Here is a 473-nt window from a genome sequence, read left to right as displayed (position 1 = left end):
GTCACTGCCCGGCTGTATGCGCGAGGTTACCGACTGCGGCCTGAGTTTTTTAAGTGACGTAAAATCGTGTTGAGGCCAACGCCCATAATGCGGGCTGTTGCCCGGCATCCAACGCCATTCATGGCCATATCAATGATTTTCTGGTGCGTACCGGGTTGAGAAGCGGTGTAAGTGAACTGCAGTTGCCATGTTTTACGGCAGTGAGAGCAGAGATAGCGCTGATGTCCGGCGGTGCTTTTGCCGTTACGCACCACCCCGTCAGTAGCTGAACAGGAGGGACAGCTGATAGAAACAGAAGCCACTGGAGCACCTCAAAAACACCATCATACACTAAATCAGTAAGTTGGCAGCATCACCGAAGAGATTAAGATATATCAAGAATGCTATGAAAAATTCGTTAAGTTCTTAAAGGCAAACTTCAACCCGGAAATATACCCACAGCTATATACTCCTGAAATATTTTATGAGGCCTG

1 pseudogene is annotated in these 473 nt (G+C 48.0%); it reads right to left on the bottom strand.

Going from position 1 to position 473, the window contains the following annotated elements:
* Positions 1 to 302: pseudogene (locus SB765_RS28020) on the bottom strand (IS1-like element IS1A family transposase); the annotation flags it as partial.
* Between the last annotated feature and the right edge of the window lie 171 nt (positions 303 to 473).

This window comes from Pseudomonas sp. SIMBA_067, assembly GCF_046534675.1.
In the GTDB taxonomy this organism is placed as follows: Bacteria; Pseudomonadota; Gammaproteobacteria; order Pseudomonadales; family Pseudomonadaceae; genus Aquipseudomonas; species Aquipseudomonas putida.
Note: the sequence above shows the minus strand (reverse complement) of the source record. Positions and strands in the feature narration are given on the sequence as shown.